Origin of the sequence: Burkholderia pyrrocinia, assembly GCF_003330765.1 — a bacterium.
In the GTDB taxonomy this organism is placed as follows: domain Bacteria; phylum Pseudomonadota; class Gammaproteobacteria; order Burkholderiales; family Burkholderiaceae; genus Burkholderia; species Burkholderia pyrrocinia_B.
This window is the reverse complement of the sequence record NZ_CP024902.1, coordinates 2,467,901-2,488,337: the sequence shown is the minus strand read 5'-3', so window position 1 is coordinate 2,488,337 and position 20,437 is coordinate 2,467,901. Positions and strand designations below refer to the sequence as shown.

The 20,437-nt window shown below is 69.2% G+C and carries 14 protein-coding genes and 1 tRNA gene; 11 read left to right on the top strand and 4 right to left on the bottom strand.

Annotated features, from left to right (window positions below; genetic code table 11):
* The 7 genes from CUJ89_RS11975 to CUJ89_RS11940 all read left to right on the top strand — a co-directional run bounded on the left by CUJ89_RS11975 (position 1) and on the right by CUJ89_RS11940 (position 8,404).
* Positions 1 to 624, top strand: coding sequence for a HutD family protein (locus CUJ89_RS11975; protein ID WP_114177505.1), 624 nt, complete (start codon positions 1 to 3; stop codon positions 622 to 624).
* A 4-nt stretch (positions 625 to 628) separates the two neighbouring features.
* Positions 629 to 1,852 carry an imidazolonepropionase gene (gene hutI, locus CUJ89_RS11970; RefSeq protein ID WP_114177504.1) on the top strand — a complete coding sequence of 408 codons (1,224 nt, stop codon included), beginning with the start codon at positions 629 to 631 and terminating at the stop codon, positions 1,850 to 1,852.
* A 4-nt stretch (positions 1,853 to 1,856) separates the two neighbouring features.
* The gene (locus CUJ89_RS11965; protein WP_114177503.1) at positions 1,857 to 3,233 is read left to right on the top strand and encodes a formimidoylglutamate deiminase; all 1,377 of its coding nucleotides are present in this window, start codon (positions 1,857 to 1,859) and stop codon (positions 3,231 to 3,233) included.
* Between the two features lie 59 nt (positions 3,234 to 3,292).
* The gene (hutG, locus tag CUJ89_RS11960) at positions 3,293 to 4,090 is read left to right on the top strand and encodes an N-formylglutamate deformylase (RefSeq protein ID WP_114177502.1); all 798 of its coding nucleotides are present in this window, start codon (positions 3,293 to 3,295) and stop codon (positions 4,088 to 4,090) included.
* Between the two features lie 722 nt (positions 4,091 to 4,812).
* Entirely contained in the window at positions 4,813 to 5,619 is an 807-nt protein-coding gene (locus tag CUJ89_RS11950) for a gamma-glutamyl-gamma-aminobutyrate hydrolase family protein (protein ID WP_114177500.1), read from the top strand.
* A gap of 12 nt (positions 5,620 to 5,631) precedes the next feature.
* The gene (locus CUJ89_RS11945) at positions 5,632 to 6,969 is read left to right on the top strand and encodes a glutamine synthetase family protein (protein WP_114177499.1); all 1,338 of its coding nucleotides are present in this window, start codon (positions 5,632 to 5,634) and stop codon (positions 6,967 to 6,969) included.
* 28 nt (positions 6,970 to 6,997) lie between these two features.
* On the top strand, positions 6,998 to 8,404 hold the full coding sequence (locus CUJ89_RS11940) for an aspartate aminotransferase family protein (protein ID WP_114177498.1): 1,407 nt from the start codon (positions 6,998 to 7,000) through the stop codon (positions 8,402 to 8,404).
* Positions 8,405 to 8,505: 101 nt separating this feature from the next.
* On the opposite strand, the gene CUJ89_RS11935 is transcribed toward CUJ89_RS11940, so the two are convergent.
* Positions 8,506 to 8,580 (bottom strand) — tRNA-Val (locus tag CUJ89_RS11935).
* Positions 8,581 to 8,711: 131 nt separating this feature from the next.
* Positions 8,712 to 9,614 (bottom strand): LysR family transcriptional regulator, encoded by a 903-nt coding sequence (locus tag CUJ89_RS11930; RefSeq protein WP_114177497.1) that lies wholly within the window; start codon positions 9,612 to 9,614, stop codon positions 8,712 to 8,714.
* Between the two features lie 173 nt (positions 9,615 to 9,787).
* Between CUJ89_RS11930 and CUJ89_RS11925 the strand changes: the two genes are divergently transcribed.
* The 3 genes from CUJ89_RS11925 (at position 9,788) to CUJ89_RS11915 (ending at position 14,233) form a co-directional block, all read left to right on the top strand.
* Positions 9,788 to 11,539, top strand: coding sequence for an acyl-CoA dehydrogenase family protein (locus CUJ89_RS11925; protein ID WP_114177496.1), 1,752 nt, complete (start codon positions 9,788 to 9,790; stop codon positions 11,537 to 11,539).
* Positions 11,536 to 12,732 carry a CaiB/BaiF CoA transferase family protein gene (locus CUJ89_RS11920; RefSeq protein ID WP_114177495.1) on the top strand — a complete coding sequence of 399 codons (1,197 nt, stop codon included), beginning with the start codon at positions 11,536 to 11,538 and terminating at the stop codon, positions 12,730 to 12,732. Before CUJ89_RS11925 ends, CUJ89_RS11920 begins: the two co-directional genes overlap by 4 nt.
* An 88-nt stretch (positions 12,733 to 12,820) precedes the next feature.
* Positions 12,821 to 14,233 (top strand): MFS transporter, encoded by a 1,413-nt coding sequence (locus CUJ89_RS11915; RefSeq protein ID WP_114178593.1) that lies wholly within the window; start codon positions 12,821 to 12,823, stop codon positions 14,231 to 14,233.
* Between the two features lie 150 nt (positions 14,234 to 14,383).
* Here the strand turns inward: CUJ89_RS11915 and CUJ89_RS11910 are convergent, their stop codons facing one another.
* Both CUJ89_RS11910 and argA read right to left on the bottom strand, forming a co-directional pair.
* The gene (locus CUJ89_RS11910; protein ID WP_114177494.1) at positions 14,384 to 14,662 is read right to left on the bottom strand and encodes an oxidative damage protection protein; all 279 of its coding nucleotides are present in this window, start codon (positions 14,660 to 14,662) and stop codon (positions 14,384 to 14,386) included.
* 50 nt (positions 14,663 to 14,712) lie between these two features.
* On the bottom strand, positions 14,713 to 16,092 hold the full coding sequence (argA, locus tag CUJ89_RS11905) for an amino-acid N-acetyltransferase (protein WP_114177493.1): 1,380 nt from the start codon (positions 16,090 to 16,092) through the stop codon (positions 14,713 to 14,715).
* A 23-nt stretch (positions 16,093 to 16,115) separates the two neighbouring features.
* Between argA and hrpA the strand changes: the two genes are divergently transcribed.
* Positions 16,116 to 20,315, top strand: a complete 4,200-nt coding sequence (gene hrpA / locus CUJ89_RS11900) for an ATP-dependent RNA helicase HrpA (RefSeq protein WP_114177492.1) — start codon at positions 16,116 to 16,118, stop codon at positions 20,313 to 20,315.
* Positions 20,316 to 20,437: the final 122 nt, after the last annotated feature.

The window sequence follows — 20,437 nt, the reverse complement described above, 5'->3', positions numbered from 1 at the left end:
ATGACGGCGCTCGACCAGGCGCCGGTGAACGCGACGCTGGCCGCCGCGCTGATCCGCGCAGCGGATCTCGTCGCGTCGCCGTGGAAGAACGGCGGCGGCGTGACGCGCGAGATCGGCGCGTTCCCGCCCGGTGCCGCGCTCGACGCATTCGCGTGGCGCGTGAGCGTCGCAGACGTCGGCACGGCCGGGCCGTTCTCGCGTTTCGACGGGATCGATCGCACGCTCGTGCTGCTGTCCGGCGCGGGCATGACGCTCGCCGAGGAAGGCGGCGCGCGCCACGTGCTCGACGCACCGCTGGCCCGCGCGGATTTCGCGGGCGAAACGGCGATCGACGCGACGCTGCACGACGGCGCGACGCGCGACTTCAACCTGATGACGCGCCGCTCGACCGCGCACGGGGCGCTCGACGTGTGGCGCGCAGGCGCGCACCGCATCGAGCGGGCTGACACCGTGCTGCTGTTCTGCGCGGCCGGCACGGTCGAGATCGCGATCGACGGTGCACGTTACGCACTGGAAGAAATGGACACGCTGCGGCTCGACGGGCCGCAGCGTGCGTTTGACGTCGTCGTGAGCGGTAGCGGCGCGCTGCTCGCCGTATCGCTCGCCATCGGCGAACGAGACTGAACGCATGAAACCGACTGTCTGGCATCACCTGAGGCTGTGTCCGCACGGCCATCCCGACGAGACGATCGACGACGCGGCGATCGCCGTCGACGAAACCGGCACGATCGTCTGGCTCGGCACGTTGTCCGCGCTGCCGCACGGTTATGCGCACTGGCAGCGCGAGGATCTGCACGGCGCGTGGGTGACGCCGGGCCTCGTCGACTGCCATACGCACCTCGTGTACGGCGGCACGCGTGCCGACGAATTCGCGCAGCGCCTCGCGGGCGTCAGCTACGAGGAAATCGCGCGGCAGGGCGGCGGTATCGTGTCGACGGTGCGTGCGACGCGCGCGGCCGACGAGACGACGCTGTTCGTGCAGGCCGCCGCGCGCCTGCAGCCGCTGCTCGCCGAAGGCGTGACCGCGATCGAGATCAAGTCGGGCTACGGGCTCGACCTCGCGAGCGAGCGCAAGATGCTGCGCGTGGCGCGCCAGCTCGGCGAGCGCTTCCCGGTCACGGTCTACACGACCTTCCTCGGCGCGCATGCGCTGCCGCCCGAATATGCGGGCCGTGCCGACGCGTATATCGACGAAGTGTGCGAGCGGATGCTGCCGGCGCTGGCCGACGAGGGCCTCGTCGACGCGGTCGACGTGTTCTGCGAACGCATCGGCTTTTCGCTCGCGCAGACCGAGCGCGTGTTCGAGGCCGCGACGCGGCGCGGGCTGCCCGTGAAGCTGCATGCGGAGCAACTGTCGAACGCGGGCGGCACGGCGCTTGCCGCGCGCTACCGCGCGCTGTCCGCCGATCACCTCGAATTTCTCGATGAAGCGGGCATCGAGGCCATGAAGGCGGCCGGTACGGTCGCCGTGTTGCTGCCCGGCGCGTACTACTTCATCCGCGAAACGCAATTGCCGCCGATCGAGCTGCTGCGCAAGCACGGCGTGCCGATCGCGCTCGCGACCGATCACAACCCCGGCACGTCGCCGCTCGAATCGCTGCTGCTGACGTTGAACCTCGGCTGCACGCTGTTCCGCATGACGGTGCCCGAGGTGCTGCAGGGCGTCACGCGCCATGCGGCCGCGGCGCTCGGCCGCGCGGATCGCCACGGCGCGCTCGAGGTCGGTCGCCAGGCCGACTTCGCCGCGTGGTCGGTCGGCTCGCTGTCGGAACTCGCCTACTGGATCGGCCGGCCGCTGTGCGAGCAGGTCGTACGCGGCGGCACGACCGTGTTTCGTCGCATGAATGGATAGCCTTATGACCGATACAACGTTGTTCGCGGACCACGCTTATCTGCCCGATGGCTGGCGCCGCAACGTGCTGCTGCGCTGGGACGCGGCCGGCACGCTGACCGGCGTGACGCCCGACACCGACGCACCGGCCGGCGTCGCGCGCGCGGCCGGGCCGGTGCTGCCCGGCATGCCGAACCTGCATTCGCACGCGTTCCAGCGCGCGATGGCAGGGCTGACCGAATACCGCGCGAATCCTGCCGACAGCTTCTGGAGCTGGCGCGACCTGATGTACCGCTTCGCACTGAAGATCACGCCCGACGCGCTCGCGGCGATCGCGCGCTGGCTGTATGTCGAGATGCTCAAGTGCGGCTACACGTCGGTGTGCGAATTCCACTACGTGCATCACGCGCAGGACGGCTCGCGCTATCCGCACATCGCGGAACTCGGCACGCGCGTGGTCGACGCCGCGCGCTCGGCCGGCATCGGCATCACGATGCTGCCCGTGTCGTACCAGTTCGCCGGCTTCGGCAACAAGCCGCCGCGCGACGACCAGCGCCGCTTCATCAACACGCCCGAAGGCCTGCTCGAACTGCTCGACGCCATGCGCCGCGCGGCACCCGAACACGGCGGGCTGCGCTACGGCGTCGCGCCGCACTCGCTGCGCGCGGTGTCCGAGAACGGGCTGCGCGTGCTGCTCGAAGGCCTGCCCGACGACGCGCCCGTGCACATCCATATCGCCGAGCAGACGGCCGAAGTCGACGACTGCGTACGTGCATACGGGGCGCGCCCCGTGCAATGGCTGCTCGATCGCTTCGACGTCGATGCGCGCTGGTGCCTCGTGCACGCGACGCACGTCGATGCGGCCGAAACGGCAGCGCTCGCGAAGCGTCGCGCAGTCGCCGGCCTGTGCCTGACGACCGAAGCGAATCTCGGCGACGGCGTGTTCCCCGCCGTCGACTATCTCGCGCAGGGCGGCGTGATCGGCGTCGGCTCGGACAGCCATGCGTCGGTCGACTGGCGCGCCGAGCTGCGCCTGCTCGAATACGGGCAACGGCTCGTGCACCGCGCGCGCAACGTGCTGGCCAGCGACACGCAGACGCATGTCGCCGATCGCCTGTTCGACGCATCGCTCGCGGGCGGCGCACAGGCCAGCGGGCGGCGCGTCGGTGCGCTGCGCGAAGGCTGCCGCGCCGACTGGCTCGTGCTCGATCCCGATCATCCGGCGATCGCCGAACACGGCAGCACGGCGTGGCTGTCGGGCATCGTGTTCGCCGAGCACGGCGAGACGCCCGTGCTCGACGTCTACACGGGCGGTGAACGCGTCGTGAGCGGCCGCCGCCATCGCGACGAAGCCGTCGCGTATGCCGACTACCGCGCCGCGCTGGCGCAACTGCTGCGCTGACGCGCGGCAACCGGCGCACGCCGCACGCGTGCGCCGGCAGACTCTTACGGTGATGCGACATGACTGAACAACCGGCTGTATTCACGCTGAAGCAGGGCACGCTGCCGCTGCTGATCTCGATTCCGCACGCAGGCACGCACATCCCCGACGACATCGCCGCGACGATGACGCCCGACGCGCGCTTCGTCGACGATTGCGACTGGCATCTCGAGCGGCTGTACGGGTTCGCGGCGAGCCTCGGCGCATCGATCCTCGTGCCGTCGCACGCGCGTTACGTCGTCGACCTGAACCGTCCGCCCGACAACGAGAACCTGTATCCGGGGCAGGACACGACAGGGCTCGTGCCGGTCGATACGTTCGACAAGGCGCCGCTCTATCCGGCGAATGCGCTGCCCGGCAACGACGAGATCATGCGTCGCCGCGACCGCTACTGGCTTCCGTATCACGATGCGCTGCAACGCGAGATCGCGCGCCTGAAGCGCGAGCACGGCCGCGTGCTCGTGTGGGAAGCGCATTCGATCCGCTCGCACGTGCCGCGCTTCTTCGACGGCCGCCTGCCGGACTTCAACTTCGGCACGTCGAGCGGCGCGAGTGCCGCGCCGGGTCTCGCGGAGGCGCTGGCCGCGCGCGCGCTCGCGCATGGCGGCTATACGGCTGTCGCGAACGGGCGCTTCAAGGGCGGCTACATCACGCGTCACTACGGCGTGCCCGACACCGGTGTCGAGGCCGTGCAGCTCGAGCTGTCGCAGATCACCTACATGGAAGAAACCCGCCCGTACGCGTACGACGAAGCGCGTGCGGCGCGGATCGTGCCGCTGCTGCAGGCGCTCGTCGAAACCGCGCTCGCGCATCGCTGAGCGCGGGCCGCCCGCTTGCGGCGGCGCGGCGGAGCAGCGGGCCGAGGCCCGCCGGCGCGCAGTGGGCGTACCGATGCAATGCACAACACGGCATCGATCCTGGCGATCGATGCCGTTTTTTTCGTCTGATCGATGTCGTCATCGGCACCTGAAAATTTGACGCAATTTTTAGGTGATATAAGCTGAATGTCAGGAAGTCGTCACGCGCGCACCGGCGGCGAGGCCATCGATCATGGCCGCACCGCGCCGGAATCCGTTGCGAGACCTCTTGCTGACGTGTCGCCGAGCGGCATTGCGACACGTGTCCTGCCTCCATCAGTCAGTCGAGTACGATCGTGAAAGCCGCCAGCCCTTCGATACGCCGGACGCGAAGTCCGTCGGCGGGCGCGCCGCCTCAGGCCGGGCCGATCCGGCACGCTGATCGCGGCGCGCGTGCCGCCCCTTTACGCGAGCCTCGTTTCTTCGCCATTTCCCATCGCGGCCTGCGCCGCTTCAACCTCATTGCCGCGCACGTGTTCAGCGCGGTGCAGTGCGACGGCAGCGCATCCTTGTTGCCCTAGCGTCCTTTTCCGCTTCCGTTCCGGGCCGCACTACCTGTTGCCGCATCGTCCGCGCGGCAGGATCGCGCATGCGTCGCGTCGCGATGTGCGCGTGCGGCGCAACCGCGGACCTTCATCGTTCCGCGCGCGAGCGTTCCGCGCGCGATTACCGAAGAGACGCCCATGCGTGCGCGCCCGATCGTAGCCGTCACCGCCGACCGCATCCTGCGCGGTGCGCATCCGAACCACACGGCGGGCGAGAAGTACCTTGCCGCGCTCGTCGACGGCGCCGGCGCGCTTGCGTTCGTGCTGCCCGCGCTGGGTGCGCGCCAGCCGGCCGACGCGATCGTCGCGGCGGTCGACGGGCTGCTGTTTACCGGCAGCTATTCGAACGTCGAGCCGCACCATTACGGCGGCGCCGCGAGCGAGCCCGACACGCTGCACGATCCCGCGCGCGATGCGACCGCGCTGCCGCTGATCCGCGCGGCGATCGACGCGGGCGTGCCCGTGCTCGCGATCTGCCGCGGCATGCAGGAGCTGAACGTCGCCTACGGCGGCACGCTGCATCAGCGGCTGCATGCGACGACCGGCTTCGACGACCATCGCGAACGGCCGGCCGATCCGCTCGAACGGCAGTACGGCCCCGCGCACGTCGTGCAGCTCGCGCCGGGCGGCCTGCTGCAGCGGGTCGCGCGCGGCGCGCACGAGGCAACGGTCAATTCGCTGCACGACCAGGGCATCGCGCGTGTCGGCGCGGGGCTTGTCGTCGAAGCCAGCGCGCCCGACGGACTGGTCGAGGCCGTCAGCGTGCTCGGCGCGCGCGCGTTCGCGCTCGGCGTGCAGTGGCATCCCGAATGGCGCTACGCGGAGCAGCCGCTGTCGCGCGACATCTTCGCGGCATTCGGTGCGGCGTGCCGCGCGCGCATGACGCATCGCATTCATGCGGCCGGCGGCGCGATGTCGTCGCCGGCCGCATCCGACGTCGACTGAAAGAGGCCGATCATGCAACCCGAACTGAGCGAATTCCTGCGACAGCACCGCATCACCGAGGTCGAGGCGATCATTCCCGACATGGCCGGCATCGCGCGCGGCAAGATCATTCCGCGCAACAAATTCGAATCCGGAGAATCGATGCGCCTGCCGCAGGCCGTGATGGTGCAGACCGTCACCGGCGACTATCCGGAAGACGGCACGCTGACCGGCGTGACCGATCCCGACATGGTGTGCGTGCCCGATGCGTCGACGATCTGCCTGATTCCGTGGGCCGTCGATCCGACCGCGCAGGTGATCCACGATTGCGTGCACTTCGACGGCTCGCCGGTCGAGATCTCGCCGCGCTTCGTGCTGCGTCGCGTGCTCGACCTGTACCAGGCCAAGGGCTGGAAGCCCGTGGTCGCGCCCGAGCTCGAGTTCTATCTCGTCGACATGAACGTCGATCCCGACCTGCCGCTGCGCCCGCCGGTCGGCCGCACGGGGCGTGCGGAGACCGGCCGCCAGTCGTATTCGATCGAGGCCGTCAACGAATTCGATCCGTTGTTCGAGGACATCTACGAGTACTGCGAGATGCAGGGCCTCGATATCGAGACGCTGATCCACGAGGTCGGCGCCGCGCAGATGGAGATCAACTTCGTGCACGGCGACGCGCTGCCGCTGGCCGACCAGGTGTTCCTGTTCAAGCGCACGGTGCGCGAGGCCGCGCTGCGGCACAACATGTACGCGACCTTCATGGCCAAGCCGATGGAGAACGAGCCGGGTTCCGCGATGCACATCCACCAGAGCCTCGCGGATGCGCGCACGGGGCGCAACCTGTTCGCCGACGAAGACGGCGCCGTGTCGCCGCAGTTCCACAGCTACCTCGCGGGGCTGCAGAGGTACACGCCGGCGCTGATGCCGATCTTCGCTCCGTACATCAATTCGTACCGCCGGCTGTCGCGCTTCATGGCCGCGCCGATCAACGTGCAGTGGGGCTACGACAACCGCACGGTCGGCTTCCGCATCCCGCAGTCGAGCCCCGTGGCGCGCCGCATCGAGAACCGCATTCCGGGTGTCGACTGCAACCCGTACCTTGCGTTCGCTGCGACGCTCGCCGCCGGCTATCTCGGGATGACGCAGCAACTCGCGCCGACCGAGCCGATCGCATCGGACGGCTACGACCTGCCGTACCAGCTGCCGCGCAACCTCGAGGAGGGCATCTCGCTGATGGCCGCGTGCGAGCCGCTCGCCGGCATCCTCGGCGACAAGTTCGTGAAGGCCTACCTGGCGCTGAAGGAAACCGAATACGAAGCGTTTTTCCGCGTGATCAGCTCGTGGGAACGCAGGCATCTGCTGCTGCACGTATGAGCGTGTGGCACCGTTATCCGGAGGAAACATGACCGATCGAAACGAAGCCTTCCCGCCGTGGCCGGCCGCACACTCGACCGCCGAATACCGCGCGCTCGACGCCGCACACCACATCCACCCGTTCTCGGACATGGGCGCGCTCAACCGCGCGGGCAGCCGCGTGATCGTGAAGGCCGACGGCGTCTACCTGTGGGACTCGGACGGCAACAAGGTCATCGACGGGATGGCCGGCCTCTGGTGCGTGAACGTCGGCTACGGCCGCAAGGAACTCGCCGATGCCGCATATCGCCAGCTGCAGGAGCTGCCGTTCTACAACACCTTCTTCAAGACGACGCACCCGCCGGTAATCGAGCTTTCCGCGATGCTCGCGGAAGTGACGCCGGCCGGCTTCAATCACTTCTTCTATTGCAACAGCGGCTCGGAAGGCAACGACACCGTGCTGCGTCTCGTGCACCAGTACTGGCGCGTACAGGGCAAGCCGCAGAAGAAATACGTGATCTCGCGCAGGAATGGCTATCACGGTTCGACGATCGCGGGCGGCACGCTCGGCGGGATGGGCTACATGCACGAGCAGATGCCGTCGAAGGTCGAGCACATCGTGCACATCGACCAGCCGTACTTCTTCGGCGAAGCGCAGCCGGGCGAAACGCCGGAAGCGTTCGGCCTCGCGCGCGCGCAGCAGCTCGAAGCGAAGATTCTCGAACTCGGCGCGGAGAACGTCGCGGCGTTCATCGGCGAGCCGTTCCAGGGCGCGGGCGGCGTGATCTTCCCGCCGTCGACGTACTGGCCGGAAATCCAGCGGATCTGCCGCAAGTACGACATCCTGCTGGTCGCCGACGAAGTGATCGGCGGCTTCGGCCGCACCGGCGAATGGTTCGCGCATCAGCACTTCGGCTTCGAGCCGGACCTGATCACGATGGCGAAGGGCCTCACGTCGGGCTATGTGCCGATGGGCGCCGTCGGCATTCACGAGCGTGTCGCGCGGCCGATCATCGACAACGGAGAATTCAACCACGGCCTCACGTACTCGGGCCATCCGGTCGCCGCGGCCGTCGCGGTCGCGAACCTGAAAGTGCTGCGCGACGAAGGGATCGTCGAACGCGTGAAGACCGACATCGGGCCGTATTTTCAGCGCCGGCTGCGCGGCGCGCTGGGCGACCATCCGATCGTCGGGGAGATTGCGGGAACAGGGCTGGTCGCGGGCGTTCAGCTTGCGCGCGATCGGGACCGGCGCGAGCGGTTCGGCGCGGACGTCGATATCGGCACGATCTGCCGCGACTTCTGCTTCAACGGCAACCTGATCATGCGCGCGACCGGCGACCGGATGCTGCTGTCGCCGCCGCTCGTGATTCGCGAGGCGGAGGTCGACGAGATCGTCGACAAGGCGCGGCGCGCGTTCGACGCGACGGCGGAGCGGGTGGGGCGTGCGAGGTAAGCAGGCGCTGCGTGCGGATGCGGCGTCGCATGGCGTCCGCACCGCGGGACCAGCCAAAACGAAAAGGGCCTGCGTCGTGAGACGCAGGCCCTTGAAATCTTTGGTGGGCGGTACTGGGATCGAACCAGTGACCCCTGCCGTGTGAAGGCAGTGCTCTACCGCTGAGCTAACCGCCCAAAGAAGCTGAAATTATGTCAGAGCTTTTGGGGTTCGTAAAGCCCTTTCTGCAAAATTTTTCAGGCACGCGCAAAGGCCCGTCTCGCCTCCACGAGCCTGTCGTGCCACCCGGGCAGGTCCGGTCGCACGCTCAGCCCGCGAGCGCGGGCAGCGCGTCGATCGATGCGCGTACATAGTCGGCGAAGCGCAGCGCAACCGGTTCGGCGGCGCCGCTGCGCTTCAGCGCGAGCGTGCGCGATTCGAGCGACGCATCCTTCAACGGCCGGAACGCGAGCCGCTCGCTTTTCACCTGCTGCAGCACGCGCGGCACCAGTGCGACGCCCATTCCGAACTCGATCATCGACAGGATCGTCTGCCACAGCCGCGCCTCGTGGCGGATCAGCGGGCTGAATCCCGCGTTCACGCACTGCGCGATGATCAGGTCGTGATAGTGCGGCGCCGCTTCGCGCGGAAACAGGATGAACGGTTCCGCCGCGAGCGCGGCGAGCGCGACCCGCTTGTGCCGCGCGAGCGAATGCGCGGCCGGCAGGCAGCACACGAACGGTTCCGTATAGACGGGCACCGATTCGACCTCGGGCGGGAAGTGGCCCCAGTGCGCATAGCCAAGATCGATCTGGCCGCGCTGGATCGCCTGCACCTGCGCCTGCGTGTTCATCTCGCTCAGCACGACCTCGACGCCCGGGTAGTCGGCTTCGAAGCGCCGCACGGCATCGGGCAGCCCGCGATACAGCATCGAATGGACGAAGCCGATCCGTAGCCGGCCCGCGAGACCCGATGCGGAGCGCACCGTCAGGCGCTCGGCTTCGGCTGCCTGCAGCAGCAGCCGGCGCGCTTCGCCGAGCAGCACCTCGCCCGCGTTGGTCAGCGCGACGGTCTTGTTGGTGCGCGAGAAGAGCTGCACGCCGAGCGCATCCTCGAACTTGCGGATGTCGAAACTCAGCGCCGGCTGCGAGATGAACAGGCGCTTCGCCGCGCGCCCGAAATGCAGCTCCTCGGCGACCGCCACGAAGTAGCGCAACTGCCTCAGTTCCATGGTGTCTCCTCCCGGCGCCGGCATCGATAAGCGATATCTATCGTACCGGATAAATCCTGTATTGGACGCTTATCGATCGCGCGCCTACGCTCTGCGGGAGGCTTTGCACAGGGCTGGCCGGGCGCCGCGGCGCCAGGTCCGGCCGACGTGCAGGCAACCCAGGAGACACACGCATGAACGACACCGCCCGCACGCCGGATACCGGCGCATCCAACATCCCCGACAGCCGGGGCATCAATTTCTTCACCGCCGATCCCGACCTCGGCGCGTTGCTGAAGCTGCATCTCGGCGATGCGCACTATGCCGAACTCGAGCCGCGGCTTCGCGCGCTCGGCGCACGCGTGTCGGGCGAGCTCGACGAATGGGCGTCGCGCGCGGACAAGCACCCGCCCGTGCTCGAGCACCGCGACCGGCGCGGCGAGGCCGTGCAGCGGATCGACAAGGATCCCGCCTATGTCGCGCTCGAACGCGTCGCGTATTCCGAGCTCGGGCTCGCGTCGCTGAGCCACGGGCCCGAAGCCGTGCCGCCGCTCGTCAAGTACGCGCTGACGTTCCTGTTCGTGCAGGCGGAATTCGGGCTGTGCTGCCCGGTCAGCATGACCGATTCGCTGACGCGCACGCTGCGCCGCTTCGGCGATCCGGCGCTCGTCGCGCGCTACCTGCCGATGCTCGCGTCGCGCGACTTCGACACGCTGTACCAGGGCGCGATGTTCATGACCGAGCAGGCGGCCGGCTCCGACGTCGGCCGCATTGCGACGCGCGCGGCGCGCGAGACGGACGCGCACGGCGAGACGATATGGCGCCTGACCGGCGACAAGTGGTTCTGCTCGAACGCGGACGCCGATCTCGCGATGGTGCTCGCGCGGCCCGACGGTGCGCCGGACGGCATCAAGGGCCTGGCACTGTTCCTGCTGCCGAAGACGCTGCCGGACGGCACGCGCAACCGCTACCGGATCGTGCGGCTGAAGGACAAGCTCGGCAGCCGTTCGATGGCGAGCGGCGAGATCGCGCTCGAAGGCGCGCAGGCCTACCTGATCGGCGAGATCGGCCGCGGCTTTCACCAGATGGCCGACATGATCAACATGTCGCGGCTGTCGAACGGCGTGCGCGCGGCGGGGCTGATGCGGCGCGCGCTGAACGAAGCGCTGCACGTCGCCGCGCATCGCGAGGCTTTCGGCCGCAAGCTGATCGAGATGCCGCTGATGCAGCGCCAGCTGATGAAGATGCTGCTGCCGGCCGAGGCCGCGCGCGCGATGTTCATGCAGATCGCGCTGCTGCTGCCGCAGGCCGATGCGGGTGACGAGCAGGCCGCGCGCTGCGTGCGGATCCTGACGCCGCTGATCAAGTTCCGCGCGACGCGCGACGCGCGCCGCGTGACGGGCGATGCGATGGAAGTGCGCGGCGGCACCGGCTACATCGAGGAATGGAGCGACGCGCGTGTCGTGCGCGATGCGCATCTGGGCTCGATCTGGGAAGGCACGAGCAACATCGTCGCGCTCGACGTCGCGCGGGCCGCACAGCGCGAGCACGCGCTCGACGCGCTGCGCGCGTTCCTCGGCGACCGGCTCGGCGTGGCGCCGCTGCCCGACGCGAGCCGCGCGGCGCTGCGGCGCATTTTCGCGCGCGCATGCGACACGCTAGCGCGGGTCGCGGCGGAAGGCGACGACGCACGCGTGCGGCAGGCCGCATCCGCGCTGTACTACGCGAGCGCGGCCGTGCTGATGGCCTGCGAGGGTGCGCGGCTCGCGCCGGATTTCCGGCGCCTCGCGCTCGCGCACCTGATCGTGCGCCACAAGTTGCTGCCGGTCGATCCGCTCGCGCCGGCGTCGCGCGACGACGAACCGGCTGCGTTCGACGCGCTGCTGCGCGGCACGCCGATCCCGCTCGACATGGCGCTCGACCTGCTGCCGGAGGTCGAACGATGAACCCGACGCGTAGTGCACTCGACGGCCTGAAGGTCGTCGACCTGAGCCGCGTGCTCGGCGGCCCGTACTGCACGCAGGCGCTCGCCGACCACGGCGCGACGGTGGTCAAGATCGAGCCGCCGGCCGGCGACGAGACGCGCGGCTGGGGGCCGCCGTTCCTCGGTGATACGGCCTGGTACTTCATGGGCGTCAACCGCAACAAGGAAGGGCTCGCGCTCGACCTGTCGCGCGACGAAGGGCGCGCGATCCTGTGGCGTCTGCTCGACGAGGCCGACGTGCTCGTCGAGAACTTCAAGCCCGGCACGCTCGCGCGCTGGGGGATGGACTATGCGCGCGACCTGCAGCCGCGTTTCCCGCGCCTGATCCACTGCGCGGTGACGGGCTTCGGCGAGGACGGTCCGCTCGGCGGGCTGCCCGGCTACGACGCGGTGATCCAGGCGATGGCCGGGCTGATGAGCGTCAACGGCGAGCGCGACGGCGACGCGACGCGCATCGGCCTGCCGATCGTCGACATGGTCACGGGGCTCAACGCGCTCGCCGGCATCCTGCTGGCGCTCGCGGAGCGCGAGAAGAGCGGGCGGGGGCAGTCGATCGACATCGCGCTGTACGACTGCGGCGTGTCGCTGCTGCATCCGCACCTGCCGAACTTCTTCGGCTCGGGGCGCGTGCCGGAGCGCAGCGGCAACGCGCATCCGAACATCGCGCCGTACGACAGCTACCGCACGGCGACCGTGCCGATCTTCCTCGCGGTCGGCAACGACCGGCAGTTCGCGCGGCTCGTCGCGCATCTTGGCGCGCCGGCGCTCGCGGGCGACCCGCGCTTCGTCGACAACCGCAGCCGCTGCGCGCACCGGCCCGAGCTGAAGGCCGAACTCGAAGCGCGGCTCGCCGCGCACGCATGCGAGCCGCTCGCGCGCGACCTGATGGCGGCCGGCGTGCCGTGCGGGCCGGTGCGAACGGTGGCCGACGTCGCGCACGATCCGCATGCGCTGCACCGGAACCTGTTCGTCGAGATCGGCGCGTATCGCGGCACCGCGTCGCCGGTGAAGCTGTCGCGCACGCCGGCCACCTACCGAACGCCGCCGCCCGCGCTTGGCCGCGACACACGCGCGGTGCTCGATCGGCTCGGCATCGATCGTGCGCTTCAGCAGCAACTGCTCGATGCCGGCGTGCTGAACACGGCACCCGACTGACACGACGCCGCCGGCCGGCGGTGCAATGCCGGCCACCCGGGAAAGGCGCGCGACAGTCGCGCCACCGATCACCAACATGGAGACATCGATGAGCCGTCCGCAATCCCCGCCCGCCGCGCAGCCGCGGCCCGGCCGCGCCGCTTTCGCGGCGTTCGTCGGCACCACGATCGAGTGGTACGACTTCTACATCTACGGCACGGCCGCGGCGCTCGTGTTCGGCAAGGTGTTCTTTTCGAGCACGATGGATCCCGGCGTCGCGACGCTGCTCGCGTTCGTCACGTTCTGGGCCGGCTTCGCCGCGCGGCCGCTCGGCGGGATCGTGTTCGGCCATCTCGGCGATCGCGTCGGCCGCAAGACCGCGCTCGTGATCACGCTGGTGATGATGGGCCTCGCGACGACCGGCATCGGCCTGCTGCCCGGCTACGCGCAGATCGGCGTATGGGCACCGGTCGGCCTCGTCGTGCTGCGCGTGCTGCAGGGCATCGCGGTCGGCGGCGAGTGGGGCGGCGCGGTGCTGATCGCGAGCGAGAACGCGCCGAAGCATCGCAGCATCCTGTACGCGGCGTTCGCACAGCAGGGCTCGCCCACCGGCAACCTGCTCGCGACGGCCGCGTTTTTCGCGCTGAGCGCGCTGCCGACGCCGTCCTTCCTGATGTGGGGCTGGCGCATTCCGTTCCTGCTGTCGGCCGTGCTCGTGATCATCGGCATGGTGATCCGGCTGAAGCTCGAGGAGTCGGCCGACATGCAGCGTGTGCTCGCGCGCAAGCGCACGGTGAAGCTGCCGCTGCGCGAGGTCGTGCGCGACCACTGGGTGGTCGTGCTGCTCGCGGCCGGCACGCTGCCGGTGATCAACGTCACGTACTTCCGCAGCACGTTCGCGCTGTCGTGGGCGACGAAGGAGCTCGGCTACGCGCAGGGCACGTTCCTCGGTATCCTGTCGATCTCGCTCGTCGTGCAGTTCCTGATGCAGCCGGTCGGCGCATGGTTCGTGTCGAAGGTCGACATGCGCCGCGCGATGTGCTGGATCCTGATCCCGGAAATCGTGCTGATGCCCGTGATGTTCCATGCGCTCGCGACGCGTTCGTACTGGGTGGCTGTCGCGGGCATGTGCATCTCGACGATCCCGTCGGCCTTGTTCTACGGCGCGGTCGGCGGCGTGCTCGCCCGCGTGTTTCCGGCGAACATCCGCTACACGGGCCTGTCGCTCGCGTATCAACTGAGCGCGCTCGTGGTCGGCGGCGGCACGCCCGTGCTCGCGCAGGCGATCCTCAACGCGACCGGCAGCATCGTCGGCGTCGCGATCGCGTCGGGGCTTTATGCGTTCGTGTCGCTCGTCTGCATGGTGGCGCTGCTGAATCGCACCGGGTATCGCGCGGACGAACTGTCGACGGCCGAGCGCAGCGACGCGGCCGAATGGGCTGCCGAAGGCGGAAGTGCTGAAAACGCCGCCGGCGGGGCGGAGCCGCCGGGCGACGATGGCGCGCTGAAACCGGCCGGTTGAGCGGTGCGGCCGCCGCCAGCGCGGGCGCCGCCATAGGTGCGGCCGGATCGCACCGGTCGCACCTCCCCAAAAGAAAACGGCACCGTGCGATACACGGTGCCGTTTTCTCTGGATCACGGGGCCGGCAGGTTGCCGGCCGCACGCATCACGTCATGAGCCTTCCGTCGGCGGCACGTAGCCGGACGCCTGGTCCGCGCCGTCGCCGAAGAAGTACTTCTCGGTCTGCTTCAACAGGTACTGGCGCGCGCGCGGGTCGGCCATGTTCAGGCGGTTTTCGTTGATCAGCATCGTCTGCTGCTTGAGCCAGCCCTGCCACGCTTCTTTCGAGACGCTCTCGTAAATGCGCTTGCCGAGTTCGCCCGGCAGCGGCGGGAAATCGAGGCCTTCGGCTTCCTTGCCGAGCTTCGCGCATTGAATCATTCGAGCCATCGTGTACTTCTCCTGTAATCGAACTGGGGGGAGGGCAGTCGTGCCTGCGCTCAGAGCTGCTTCATCAGCACGAGCGACTTGCGCTGCCAGTTATAGAGTTTGCGGCGGTCTTCCGGCAGGTCGTCGACGCTGACCTTGACGAAGCCGCGCTTGAGGAACCAGTGCTCGGTGCGCGTCGTCAGCACGAAGATGTGCGTGAGGCCGCGCGCCCGCGCGCGCTGCTCGACGCGCTTGAGCAGGCGTTCGCCGTCGCCCGAGCCCTGCGCTTCCGGCGCGACGGTCAGGCACGCCATCTCGCCGATCTTCTCCAGCGGATACGGATAGAGCGCCGCGCAGCCGAACAGCACGCCATCGTGCTCGATCACCGAGAAATGATCGATGTCGCGTTCGATCTGGTGGCGGCCGCGCCGCACCAGCGTGCCGTCGGTCTCGAGCGGCTCGATCAGCGACAGGATGCCGCCGACGTCGTCCGGCGTCGCCTCGCGCAGGCTTTCGAGATTCTCGTACGAGATCATCGTGCCGACACCGTCGTGCAGGAACAGTTCGAGCAGCATGCTGCCGTCGAGCGATTGCGGGATCAGGTGCGCGCGGGTCACGCCGCCGCGGCACGCGCGGATCGCGTGCTTCAGGAAGAACGCGTCGTCGCCCTGCAGGTCGCCGGAATCGAGCAGGTCGGCGGCCGAGTCGAGCGACATTTCGCGGATCAGGTCGCCCTGGTCGTCGACGATGCCGGGCCCGTCGGTCAGGAACACGATCTTGTCGGCGCGCAACGCGATCGCGGCGGCCGACGCGACGTCTTCCATCGACAGGTTGAACGCCTCGCCGGTCGGCGAGAAGCCGAGCGGCGACAGCAGCACGAGCTTGCGGCTCGCGAGCGAATGGCGGATCGACTCGGCGTCGATCTTGCGCACGATGCCCGTATGCGCGAAATCGACCCCGTCGAGAATCCCCACCGGCCGCGCGGTCACGAAGTTGCCCGACACGACGCTGATGTGCGCGTGCGCCATCGGCGAGTTCGGCAGGCCCTGGCTGATCGCGGCCTCGATGTCGAGGCGCACTTCGCCGGCCGCCTCCTTCGCGGATTCGAGCGCGCGCGCATCGGTGATGCGCAGGCCGTGCGAAAATTCGGATTCGACACCGTGCAGGCTCAACTGCTCCTCGACCTGCGGGCGCGAGCCGTGCACGAGCACGATCTGGATGCCCATCGCCTGCAGCAGCGCGATGTCGGACACAAGCGCGTTCAGCAGCCCCTGCTGCACCACCTCGCCGCCGAACCCCACGACGAACGTGCTGTTGCGGAACTTGTGGATATAGGGCGCGACGGAGCGCATCCAGTCGACGAACTGCGCGTGGCTGGCGGCCGAATCGTCGGCGGCCGGCGTCGTCGCGGCACCGGTCTGGGCGGGGGGGAGGTCGGTTTGGGAATTCATGGGCGGGATTATAATGCGCCCCCATGTCGAATGTACCTAAAAGTCCCGCGCCGACGCGGGCCAAAGCGCCGTTGGCCCGGCACCCGGAGGGTGCGGCCGATGCGCGCCAGCAGCAGGGCCAGCCGCCGCGCCAGCAGCAGGAAAAGCCGGCCGGCCAGCCGCCGCGCGGGCCGCGCGGCGACGAACGGCGAGGCGATGCGCGCCAGCCGGCCACGGTGGACGCGCCCCATGCAGCGGAGGCGCGCACACCGCGCCGCGAGCGTCTGCCGCGCGCCGCGGTTCCGCCGAATCCCGTCCCGCCGATCACCTACCCCGAAAGCCTGCCCGTGTCGGGCAGGCGCGACGAAATCGCGCGCGCGATCGCCGGTCACCAGGTTGTCATCGTCTGTGGTGAAACCGGCTCGGGCAAGACCACGCAGCTGCCGAAGATTTGTCTCGATCTCGGCCGCGGCCTCGGCGCCGGCGGCACGGGCCTGATCGGCCACACGCAGCCGCGCCGCCTGGCCGCGTCGTCGACCGGCCGCCGGATCGCCGAGGAGCTCGGCACGCCGTTCGGCGAGGTGGTCGGCTACAAGGTGCGCTTTACCGACAATCTCGCGCCGGGTGCGTCCGTGAAGCTGATGACGGACGGCATCCTGCTCGCCGAGACGCAGACCGACCCGCTGCTGAAGGCGTACGACACGCTGATCATCGACGAGGCGCACGAGCGCAGCCTGAACATCGACTTCCTGCTCGGCTACCTGAAGGAAATCCTGCCGAGGCGGCCGGACCTGAAGCTGATCGTCACGTCCGCGACGATCGACGCCGATCGCTTCGCGCGCCATTTCGGCACCGACGAGCGCCCGGCGCCCGTGATCGAGGTGAGCGGGCGGCTGTATCCGGTCGAGATGCGCTACCGCCCGGTGGCCGAGGATCGCCCGGCCGTGAAAAACGCCGAAGGTACGGCGGGCCGCGATCGTGTGAAGACCGCGCGCGAAGCCGAGCGCGACCTGATGGACGCGATCGTCGACGCGGTCGACGAGCTGTGCCGTGAGGGCTCGGGCGACGTGCTGGTGTTCCTGCCCGGCGAGCGCGAGATCCGCGAGGCGGCCGAGGCGCTGCGCAAGCACCATCCGCCGCACACCGAGATCCTGCCGCTGTTCGCGCGGCTGTCGGCGGCCGACCAGGACAAGGTGTTCAAGGCGTCGAACGCGCGCCGGATCGTGCTCGCGACCAACGTGGCCGAGACTTCGCTGACGGTGCCGGGCATCCGCTACGTCGTCGATACCGGTCTCGCGCGCGTGAAGCGCTATTCGTACCGGAACAAGGTCGAGCAGCTGCAGGTCGAGTCGATCTCGCAGGCGGCGGCGAACCAGCGCGCGGGCCGCTGCGGCCGCGTGGCCGACGGCATCTGCATCCGTTTGTACGAGGAAAGCGACTACCAGGCGCGCGTGCGCTTCACCGATCCGGAAATCCTGCGCTCGTCGCTCGCGTCGGTGATCCTGCGGATGAAGTCGCTGCACCTGACGGCGATCGAAACGTTTCCGTTCCTCGAGCCGCCGCCCGGCCGCGCGATCGCGGACGGCTACCAGTTGCTCAACGAACTCGGCGCGGTCGACGACGACAACGCGCTGACGCCGCTCGGCCGCGAACTCGCGCGGCTGCCGCTCGACCCGCGCGTCGGCCGGATGATTCTCGCCGCGCGCGACCAGCAGTCGCTGCGCGAGGTGCTGATCATCGCGAGCGCGCTGTCCGTGCAGGACCCGCGCGACCGGCCGATCGAGGCGCAGGAGCAGGCCGACCAGGCACATCGCCGGTTCGCCGACGAGCGTTCCGAATTCCTGCAGTGGCTGAAGATCTGGGCGTGGTTCGAGGAGGCGGTCGCGCACAAGAAGTCGAATCGCCAACTGATCGACGCGTGCCGGCAGAACTTCCTGTCGCACCTGCGGCTGCGCGAGTGGCGCGACGTCCATTCGCAGTTGCTGACCGTCGTGCGCGAGCACGGCTGGCGACTCAACGAAACCGAGGCGACCTACGAACAGGTGCATCTGGCCCTGTTGACGGGTCTGCTCGGCAACCTCGGAATGAAGGCCGAGGACGATCCGCACTACCTCGGCGCGCGCGGGATCAAGTTCTACCTGTGGCCGGGCTCCGCGCTCGCGAAGAAGGCCGGCCGCTGGGTGATGGCGGCCGAGCTTGTCGAGACGAGCCGGCTGTATGCGCGCTGCCTCGCGAAGATCGAGCCCGAATGGGTCGAGAAGATCGGCGCGCACCTGCTGAAGAAATCGCTGTCGGAGCCGCACTGGGAAAAGCGCCCGGCGCAGGTCAGCGCGTTCGAGCGCGCGACGCTGTACGGGCTGCCGATCTACCACCGCCGGCGTGTCGCGTTCGGCGCACAGGATCCGGCGCGGGCGCGCGAACTCTTCATCCGCGGCGCGCTCGTGGAAGGCGAATTCGACACGAAGCTCGCGTTCTTCGCGCACAACCGCAAGCTGCTGGCCGACATCGAGCAGCTCGAGCACAAGTCGCGCCGGCAGGACGTGCTGGTCGACGACGAACTGATTTACGGGTTTTACGACCAAGCGCTCCCCGACGGCATCCATACGGGCGTCGCGTTCGAGCGCTGGTACCGCGACGAGGTGAAGAAGAGCGGCCAGCCGGCGGACAAGCTGCGCCTGCTGTACCTGTCGCGCGACGACCTGATGCGCCACGAGGCGGCCGGCGTGACGACCGAGCTGTTCCCGAAGCGCGCGACGATGGCGGGCGTCGAGATGGCGCTGACCTACCACTTCGAGCCCGGCGCGCCGCGCGACGGCGTGACGCTCGCGGTGCCGCTCTACGCGCTGAACCAGGTCGACGCGCGCCGCTGCGAGTGGCTGGTGCCGGGGATGCTGAAGGAAAAGGTGCAGCTGTTGCTGAAGTCGCTGCCGCAGAAGCTGCGCCGGCACTGCGTGCCGCTGCCCGAGTACGCGGCCGGCTTCGTCGAGCGGATGGGCCGCGAGCGCTTCGGCGCGGGCGGGCTGGTCGAGGCGCTGATCGCCGACGTGCGCGGCGAGACGCAGGTCGCGATGAAGACGGCCGACTTCAAGCTCGAGACGCTGCCCGCGCACCTGTTCATGAACTTCAAGGTGATCGACGAGCACGGCCGCCAGCTCGCGATGGGGCGCAATCTCGCGCAGCTTCGCCAGGAGCTGGGTGCGCAGGCGCAGCAGCAGTTCCAGAAGATCGCGGCGGCGTCGACGATCGCGACCGGCGGCGGTGCCGAGGCCGGTCAGGCCGCCGGCCAGGCGCCGGCGGCTGCCGCCACGGCCGGTGCCGCCGGCCGCGGCGGGAAGGCCGGCAAGGGCGCGGCGCCGCAGACAGCCGCCCCGGCGGAAACCGGCGCGACGGCGCTGTACGAGAACCTGACGACGTGGAATTTCGGCAAGCTTCCCGAGCTGCTGGAGATCCGCCGGCGCGGCCAGACGCTGTACGGCTACCCGGCGCTGGTCGACCGCGCCACGCATTGCGACGTCGAGGTGTTCGATTCGCCGGAGGAGGCCGCGCGCATCCACCGGGCCGGCTTGCGGCGGCTGTTCGCGCTGCAGCTGAAGGAGCCGATCAAGTTTCTCGAGAAGAACCTGCCGGGCCTGCGCGAGATGGCGATGCAGTACATGTCGCTCGGCACGCAGGACGAGCTGCGCGACCAGCTGATCGACACGGCGCTCGACCGCGCGTGCCTGCAGGACCCGCTGCCCGACGACGACGCGAGCTTCCACGCGCGCCGCGACGAGGGCCGCAGCCGCCTGAACCTGCTTGCGCAGGAAATCGCGCGGCTCGTCGGGCAGATCCTGGCCGAATACGCGGGCCTCGTGAAGAAGCTCGCGCAGGCGAAGCCGTTCGCGCAGGCCCACGCGGATCTGCAGCAGCAGCTCGCCGCGCTGGCCGGCAAGCGTTTCGTGATCGACACGCCTTACATGCAGCTTGCGCACTTCCCGCGCTACCTGAAGGGCATCGCGCTGCGGATCGACAAGCTGAAGGCCGATCCGGCGCGCGACGCGAAGCAGTCCGCCGACCTGCTGCCGCTCGTCCAGCAGTACCAGCGTGCGGTGTCGCAGCGCGGCGGCGTTGTCGACCCGCGGCTCGCCGAATTCCGCTGGCTGCTCGAGGAACTGCGGATTTCGCTGTTCGCCCAGGAACTGCGCACGCCGATGCCGGTCTCTGTCAAGCGGCTGCACAAGGTCTGGGAGTCGATGCAGCGCTAGCGCAACATCGGTTTCCCGGGCCCGCACCGGCTGCCGGCTCCGGCCGGCCGCGTGGCGCTTGCCGAGCCGGCCTGTCCGGCCGCCGCGGCGTGCGTCGAAGTGGCGCAACGCCGGCTTGCGTC

Coding starts and splice junctions, on each gene's coding strand:
- CUJ89_RS11975 (WP_114177505.1), top strand. CDS start 1: ATGACGGCGCTCGACCAGGCGCCGGTGAACGCGACGCTGGCCGCCGCG.
- hutI (WP_114177504.1), top strand. CDS start 629: ATGAAACCGACTGTCTGGCATCACCTGAGGCTGTGTCCGCACGGCCAT.
- CUJ89_RS11965 (WP_114177503.1), top strand. CDS start 1,857: ATGACCGATACAACGTTGTTCGCGGACCACGCTTATCTGCCCGATGGC.
- hutG (WP_114177502.1), top strand. CDS start 3,293: ATGACTGAACAACCGGCTGTATTCACGCTGAAGCAGGGCACGCTGCCG.
- CUJ89_RS11950 (WP_114177500.1), top strand. CDS start 4,813: ATGCGTGCGCGCCCGATCGTAGCCGTCACCGCCGACCGCATCCTGCGC.
- CUJ89_RS11945 (WP_114177499.1), top strand. CDS start 5,632: ATGCAACCCGAACTGAGCGAATTCCTGCGACAGCACCGCATCACCGAG.
- CUJ89_RS11940 (WP_114177498.1), top strand. CDS start 6,998: ATGACCGATCGAAACGAAGCCTTCCCGCCGTGGCCGGCCGCACACTCG.
- CUJ89_RS11930 (WP_114177497.1), bottom strand. CDS start 9,614: ATGGAACTGAGGCAGTTGCGCTACTTCGTGGCGGTCGCCGAGGAGCTG.
- CUJ89_RS11925 (WP_114177496.1), top strand. CDS start 9,788: ATGAACGACACCGCCCGCACGCCGGATACCGGCGCATCCAACATCCCC.
- CUJ89_RS11920 (WP_114177495.1), top strand. CDS start 11,536: ATGAACCCGACGCGTAGTGCACTCGACGGCCTGAAGGTCGTCGACCTG.
- CUJ89_RS11915 (WP_114178593.1), top strand. CDS start 12,821: ATGAGCCGTCCGCAATCCCCGCCCGCCGCGCAGCCGCGGCCCGGCCGC.
- CUJ89_RS11910 (WP_114177494.1), bottom strand. CDS start 14,662: ATGGCTCGAATGATTCAATGCGCGAAGCTCGGCAAGGAAGCCGAAGGC.
- argA (WP_114177493.1), bottom strand. CDS start 16,092: ATGAATTCCCAAACCGACCTCCCCCCCGCCCAGACCGGTGCCGCGACG.
- hrpA (WP_114177492.1), top strand. CDS start 16,116: ATGTCGAATGTACCTAAAAGTCCCGCGCCGACGCGGGCCAAAGCGCCG.